Genomic DNA, 7,036 nt, shown 5'->3' on the forward strand with positions numbered 1-7,036 from the left:
GATCGCAATGAAAACACTATTTACCCTATGCCTCTGTTGGCTGAGCCTCCTGGCTTTTGCCCAAAAACATGACGGCATTTCCAACAACCTCAGCAATTTGTTCAAACTTTCCGACGCCAAGACTCGTTCCATCTCGCCAGAAAACTTTAGCGGAGAAAAAGGAAAAGGTGGAATGGCCACGGAAGGAACCGGAGCCAACGCAGCTCGTGGCCTGGGGCAGGGCTGGAAAATCAGCCCCAGCGTAAAAATTCCCTCCAAAACCACCTTCACCATGGCAGAAATCAACGGATCGGGGGCCATTCAGCACATTTGGCTCACCCCGGCGGGCATCAAGTGGCGCTATGCCATCATCCGCATTTATTGGGATGATGAAAAGGAGCCTTCCGTCGAAGCACCAATGGGTGATTTCTTCTGCATGGGTTGGAACCAGTATGCGCCGGTCAATTCGCTGGCGGTAACGGTCAATCCCGGTAGTGCGTTTAACTGCTACTGGGTGATGCCGTTCCGCAAAAAGGCCAAAATCACCATCGAAAATCTGGCCGATGAGGAATTCCGTTTGTACTACCAGATTGATTATGTAGAAACCACCGTTCCTGATGATGCCGCTTATTTCCACGCCCAATTCCGCCGCACCAATCCAGTGCCTTACAAAGAAGTGTATACCCTGGTGGATGGCATCAAGGGTAAAGGTCATTACGTTGGTACTTACATCGCCTGGGGCGTTCACAACAATGGCTGGTGGGGCGAAGGCGAAATCAAGTTTTACATCGATGGCGACAAGGATTTTCCCACCATTTGTGGTACGGGTACCGAAGATTATTTCTGCGGTTCCTACGATTTTGATGTACGCAAAAAGAATGCCGCAGGAGTAGATGTGGTGGAATATCAGGAGTTCAACACGGCCTACGTTGGCTTACCGCAGGTGATTCGCGGAGATGGGCACTACCAGGTCATGCAGCGTTTTGGCATGTACCGCTGGCACATTCCAGATCCAATTCGTTTTGAAAAAGACTTGAAGGTCACCATTCAGGCTTTGGGTTGGCGGAACGATGGGCGTTACTTGCCGCTTCAGGATGACATTGCTTCGGTGGTTTTTTGGTACCAGACGGAGCCGCATGGTACTTTTCCGAAGTTGCCAGAAAGAGATAAATTGGAAGTGAATTGATTTCGGAATTCTATCTCAACACTAAAGCGACATATTAGCACAAAGAACACAAAGGACACAAAGTTAGACGTTGACGACGCTTCGCTTTGTGTTCTTTGTGCCCCCCTCTGTGTTCTTTGTGCTGATATGTCGCTTTGGTATGAATTAGAAAAACTTCGTGTTCCGTCACTTCCATTCAACAGGCACCTCTACCATTGTTTTGTCCCACGCAATCCGCATGGTAGCCGCTTTTGCATCAGCCTTTTCAAAAGCAATTGCCAGGTTTTCCACTACATCGGTGGTACTTTTAACCGGAACTTTAACCCTCAACACGTCCAGGCTTTCCTTATAACTATAAGCACCCCAGTGGTCCAATTCGCTATTCAGCACAATCGTCCACTCACCTTGGTCGGGAATCGCAAACAAAGCATAAGATCCCGCTTTAACTGGCTTACCTCCGAAAGTAACATCTTGATAAAACTTGATCTCGGTAGCTTCATTGGCTCCCAATCGCCATACCTTGCCGTAGGGAATCAGTTTCCCAAAAACCTCCCGCTCTTTTTTGGCTGGACGGCTGTAAATGACCCGCACTACCGCCGCTGCATCGGCACCACCAATTTTATCTGGCGCAAATTTGCGGTCGTGGGCAAAATCGTGGGGATAATAACTGATGTCCATCGGGCTTTTGTCCAAGCCCGGGAATTTTTGGGCGCTGAGCTGAAGGGTGGAACACAACAAAAAGCAAAAGAGAATGATTGGTTTCATGTTTTTTTTGACGAAGTTAGTGGCTTTAGTACCATTTTCAATGTCGCTGAGGAAACTATTTACCATTTCGGATTGAGGATTTCGGTCAATTTACAGCTGAGCCCACCGAATTCCGAAACCCCAAATCCGAAATCACTTTACTAGCACTTCATTGTGCGGCAAAGCCAAGTTACGGTCCAAGGTAATGAATACAATATGATCCCCTTTTCTGCACTGACTCAAGACCTTACTTACCTCTATTTCCGTATACGTTTGATCCGAAAATAAAGTCATCGTTTTGGTATTAAAATCCCTGATGGCGATTTTGAAAGGGCGCTTGCCTTGTGGAATCACCACACCATTGTCTTGCAGACTAACCGGTTGAACCGTAAAGGCGCCTTTAGCATCAATGGCCAATTCACATTTCCCTGTAGGGGTGTACTCGTTGACCACCATTTTATCGTTCAGCAATACGGCGGTGCAATTGTTAAAATCGTTTTGCCCTACCATCATAGAATCGTTTTGCCCGATCAACAAAGTGGCACTAAAAAAGGAACACAACAGCAAGATTTGAAAAATGCGCATGTTTTTTGATTTTGAAGTGTTGTAAAATGCAAGGATTAAAGAATCGAATTTCAATGGTACAAACCTAGGCACCCCACTTGTAAAGGCCGTTAAAACCCGGTAAAACAATGTAAATGAAATGTAAAACCTGTTTTTGGAAGTTCAAAAGGCTTTAATTTTGTCCCATGAATGCAGAAAAAATCAAAAAATGGGGCTTGCCGCTGAGCCTGTTGGTCTTGGCGGTGTTTATCCTTTCAGCGGTCTGGTGGCCGGAAGCAAAAGGAAATGAAACTCCGTTGGAGCCTACCCGCATTAATATAGCCCTGCGCGCAACGGGAGATCGACTGTTGGATTTGGCTGGCGACAGCACCTCAACCATTGCTCCCGTACGCAGAAAAGATGCTCATACCTGGCAACTCCGTTTGGAGCGTCGTTTTAACTATGATAGTTTACCGCAAATTTTACGCCGTGCCTTATTGCGTCAGGCCATTCGGCTGGATTACAACGTAGCCGTACTGCGTTGCCAGGACGACGAATTGATCCTGGGTTATTCCGCCAGTGGTTTGGAACTAGAAGGTGAGGTACCCTGTGGTGGCCGTGAACTCGCTGCCGATTGTCTGAACATCGAATTGAGTTTTTTGGAAAAAGTGATCCCCCAGCCCAATCCCTGGAAAACCAGTTTCCTCATGTTGAGTGGTTTTCTTTTTCTTGCTGCCTTGGGAACAGTGTTGTATCGTAAAAAAACACCCTCAACCTCAGTGGATCAACCTGAAACAGACAATCCCAATCAACTTCGCTTTGGCCAAAGCAGTTTCGACTTTGCCAATCAGACCCTTTGGGTAAATGGCCAACTCAAAAACCTCACCTTCCGCGAAGCCAAACTCCTCCACTATTTGATCCAAAATGCCAATCAGGTACTGGACCGCGAACGCATCCTCGAAGCCATTTGGCAAGACGAAGGTATGCTGGTCGGACGGAGTTTGGATGTATTCATTTCCCGCCTACGCAAATTGTTGCAGGAGGATGAAAACATCAAAATAGTGAGTGTACACGGGGTTGGGTATCGTTTTGAAATTACTCCTTTTGACGCTTCCAAATAACCCTTCCACCCACTGTTTCAACTACCCAGGAAGGGACGTCAATTGCCGTCGGGCGGTTGCTAATGCTTTCTATCGTTTGGTCTGCTTTCAGTGCAAATGCAATGGGGAGCTTATCTGCGTAGAGGTAGGGCTGTAAAGCACCTATTTCTTTCATTAGATAGTGTTCCGTTCGGTATATTGCTGGTATTTCTCCGATGACTTGCTTCCATTTTGAAAGGTCTCCACCAACTTGTACCCAAATCATCTTTTGCCGGTTTATGGTATTGAGCACACTATCCTGTAAGCGACCTAGAAATTGGATGCTCGTTTTTTCCTGGAATTTCCGGTAAGCTTCTACACTTTCTGCTTGGTTGGCATCCCAAAACACCACCAAAGTACGCTGGTCTGAGGCCGGATCCAATCCACCAATTTGTCCGCTTGCAGTTTGCCAGGCCATTGCCGGAAGCTTTTTCATTTTTAGGAGAATTACCTTTTTTCGATAGGCCAACTCCATTTCCTGATGGAGCGCGAGATAATCTTTTACCTGTTTGATTCGCTCCAAATCAGCAGCAGCCTGGGGTAAGTTTTCCAGCTTACTGCAATACTGGATGTTTTGAACCCACTCTTCTATTTCAAAATACTGTTTCAGTTTGGGCAATTCAGCCAAACGTTCTTGCCAATGCCGACGAAATACTTCCTGATAGCCCGCCGGATAAGCGATCTCAGCGTTGCGTTCATTGGCCGACCAATCTATCCCCATGATTTGTTGCACTTCCAGGGTAAACAAGTGGTGTAAGGCATTGATGTAAACCTCAGCGCGTACTTCATCTACCAAAGGCAAATTGCGGATTTGTCGCTCCACCCGATCCTTCAAAGCTCCTTCCCAAGCTTCTTTTTGCATGAATTGCAAAACCCTGATTTTGTCCTCCAAAAATTGAGCCTGTGCCTTTGCTGTAAAAAGGGAAACGAAGCCCTCATCAGCTTGCTCGGCTTGGTAGGCCTTCAAACCTTCGCGTTGTTTTTGATAAAGGGTGTCTATTAGCGCAGAATATTCCTGTGGGTTTTCCTGGGTTTCGATTGGAATAAAGGGCCGATTCAAGCTGAACAGTAAATTGTTTTCGCGGCCCGCTGTCCCGGCAAAGCTGACATTGCGGCCATTGATCATTTCTATCCACAAGCTGTCTCCTGGGCGAATGTACAGCTCAACGTTTTCGCGTTGTGTAAACCGGATGATGCTCGGTTTGTCCACCTTGAGTTCCAAATGAAAAAGACCTTGGGCATTGCTGGTATCGGCCACTTTGCCCCATTCCTGCATCAACACTACCTGATTTGAAATAAAGGCTACCGAAAAAGGGACATCGCGCTGATAAGGGAATTTTCCGGCAATTACGGTGCGTTGTGCACACAAAAAGCCCATTGGAAACAAAACCAATAAGAGGATAAAGTACTTAATCATGGCTGGAATTGTTTTGTTTTTAACGTTAGATTTTATTCTTTATTTCTTTTTGGAATACGTGCAAAAAACCAAATCATGACTATTCCCAATACCCCCAATAAACCAAACAAAATCCGACTATCCAACTGAGTCTGTTTGCCCAAACCCACCTGGATGGTTCCCCAGATCAGGTACCCAAACAAAACGCCGATCAGCAGCCGCAAAAAATGAATAAACCGCACCGCCTGCGCATAAACCAATTCCCGATTTTCTTCCGTCACTTTAACGGGCAAATTCATACTTTGGGGATTCAGACCCACTACGGTAAGCATAACAAATAGCCCAGCTCCAATCAGGGGTAAAAACAACAGCGTCGTCTTAGACCCGTAGGCATCAGGTTCTCCAGCAAAATTGTAATGGGTGGGAATGCGCTCTGGTAAGAGCTGCCAATACTGAAAAACCAGGTACACCTGCAACAAAACCAAGAGTAAAGCCAGGAGCCCGATGAGGTAATCAAATGCCGTTTTTTGACCGAACATAGCTTTCTGCTTTTAAATATAAATGTAAAAGAAATTGAGTTCTTTTGCAATAAGCACTTGACCTGAGTTAACACCACATAAACAAACAAAAAACATCAACAATCATGAAGCAGTTCTTTTTCTCCTTTCTATGCTTGAGTATTGTGCTAAGCGGCATCAGCTTGCAGGCACAACCCGTTGAAAGGCTCATCAAGGTGATCGTTGGTACCGATCACGATAACTGGACTTATCGCAGTGGCGAAAACGTCAATTTCACCGTATCCATTTTCCGCAATGGCAACCTCGTCAAGGATGCAAAAATCCGCTACGAAATTGGCCCGGAAAAAATGCCCGCTACCAAACAAGAAACCATCACCCTCAAAACAGGAATGACTACCCTGGCGGGTGGCAGCATGAGCAATCCTGGCTTTTTGCGTTGCATCGTGACCGCACTGGTAGACGGCAAGGAATACCGGGGCCTGGCTACTGCGGGTATTGATCCCGACAAAATTCAGCCTGCCGTTGAACTACCCAGTGATTTTAACAACTTTTGGGATGCAGCCAAAGCCGAGCTGGCCAAAATGCCCCTCGACGCAAAAATGACCCTGCTCCCCGAACGTTGCACGGAAAAGGTCAACGTTTACCATGTCAATATCCAAAACTTTCGGGCTGGTGCACGGGTCTATGGTATCCTTTGTGTCCCCAAAGCCGAAGGAAAATACCCTGCCTTGTTGCGGGTACCCGGTGCAGGCGCACGCCCATACGCAGGCGATGTGCGTACTGCTGAAAGAGGAGTAATCACCCTGGAAATTGGCATTCACGGCGTACCGGTCACCATGGATGTGAGTGTGTACAACGACATGATGGCCAGCAACTTGAGCGGTTACTGGACCTACAACCTGGATGACCGCGACCGTTATTATTACAAGCGGGTTTACCTGGGTTGTGTACGCGCGAATGATTTTTTGGTGAGTTTGCCGCAGTACGATGGCAGCAATCTGGCAGTTACTGGTGGTAGCCAGGGGGGCGCTTTGTCCATTGTTACGGCAGCACTTGATCCACGGGTAAAATGGTCGGCCCCGATTTATCCGGCCTTAGCGGATATGGTAGGTTATTTGAAAAATCGCGCTGGTGGTTGGCCACATATTTTTGACAAAAACAATCCACAAAACAACACCGAAGCCAAAATCAAAACGGCGGCGTATTACGATGTGGTCAATTTTGCCAAACAGCTCAAAGTGCCAACCTTTTATTCAATGGGCTTCAACGATGAAACTTGCCCTCCAACTTCCATGTGGGCAGTCTACAATTCCATCACTGCTCCCAAAGAACTTAAATTGTTTCTGGAAACTGGACACTGGACTTTTCCAGAGGAAAATGAACAGGTGGCGAATTGGTTGATGGGGAAGCTGGGGAAATGAAAAACTAAAAATGAAAAATGAAAAACGGGCTACCGCAGTGACATTGATAAGCAAAGCAGAACAAGTCGCTGCGGTCGCCCATTTTTCAGGTTTCATTTTTCATTTTTCATTTTTCATTTTTCATTTTTCAC

7 protein-coding genes are annotated in these 7,036 nt (G+C 46.5%); 3 read left to right on the top strand and 4 right to left on the bottom strand.

Features of this window, described 5'->3' with window-relative positions; genetic code table 11:
• Window positions 1–7: 7 nt before the first annotated feature.
• Complete coding sequence (locus tag SFV55_RS13260; RefSeq protein ID WP_320029991.1) at window positions 8–1,165, top strand: glycoside hydrolase family 172 protein; 1,158 nt, start codon at window positions 8–10, stop codon at window positions 1,163–1,165.
• 165 nt (window positions 1,166–1,330) lie between these two features.
• Here the strand turns inward: SFV55_RS13260 and SFV55_RS13265 are convergent, their stop codons facing one another.
• Together SFV55_RS13265 and SFV55_RS13270 are read right to left on the bottom strand one after the other, a co-directional pair.
• Window positions 1,331–1,909, bottom strand: a complete 579-nt coding sequence (locus tag SFV55_RS13265) for a DUF2911 domain-containing protein (RefSeq protein WP_320029992.1) — start codon at window positions 1,907–1,909, stop codon at window positions 1,331–1,333.
• A 132-nt stretch (window positions 1,910–2,041) separates the two neighbouring features.
• Window positions 2,042–2,473 (bottom strand): hypothetical protein, encoded by a 432-nt coding sequence (locus SFV55_RS13270; protein WP_320029993.1) that lies wholly within the window; start codon window positions 2,471–2,473, stop codon window positions 2,042–2,044.
• A gap of 164 nt (window positions 2,474–2,637) precedes the next feature.
• Here SFV55_RS13270 and SFV55_RS13275 point away from each other — a divergent pair, with 164 nt between their 5' ends.
• Window positions 2,638–3,552: a winged helix-turn-helix domain-containing protein gene (locus SFV55_RS13275; protein WP_320029994.1), complete on the top strand. Its 915-nt coding sequence runs from the start codon at window positions 2,638–2,640 to the stop codon at window positions 3,550–3,552.
• On the opposite strand, the gene SFV55_RS13280 is transcribed toward SFV55_RS13275, so the two are convergent.
• Both SFV55_RS13280 and SFV55_RS13285 read right to left on the bottom strand, forming a co-directional pair.
• Window positions 3,527–4,987: a hypothetical protein gene (locus SFV55_RS13280; protein ID WP_320029995.1), complete on the bottom strand. Its 1,461-nt coding sequence runs from the start codon at window positions 4,985–4,987 to the stop codon at window positions 3,527–3,529. The two genes, SFV55_RS13275 and SFV55_RS13280, sit on opposite strands and share 26 nt — an antisense overlap.
• A gap of 32 nt (window positions 4,988–5,019) precedes the next feature.
• Window positions 5,020–5,505, bottom strand: coding sequence for a DUF1648 domain-containing protein (locus SFV55_RS13285; RefSeq protein WP_320029996.1), 486 nt, complete (start codon window positions 5,503–5,505; stop codon window positions 5,020–5,022).
• A gap of 104 nt (window positions 5,506–5,609) precedes the next feature.
• Here SFV55_RS13285 and SFV55_RS13290 point away from each other — a divergent pair, with 104 nt between their 5' ends.
• Window positions 5,610–6,905: an acetylxylan esterase gene (locus SFV55_RS13290; RefSeq protein WP_320029997.1), complete on the top strand. Its 1,296-nt coding sequence runs from the start codon at window positions 5,610–5,612 to the stop codon at window positions 6,903–6,905.
• Window positions 6,906–7,036 lie beyond the last annotated feature (131 nt).

It is taken from the genome of Haliscomenobacter sp. (genome assembly GCF_033763495.1).
In the GTDB taxonomy this organism is placed as follows: Bacteria; Bacteroidota; Bacteroidia; order Chitinophagales; family Saprospiraceae; genus Haliscomenobacter.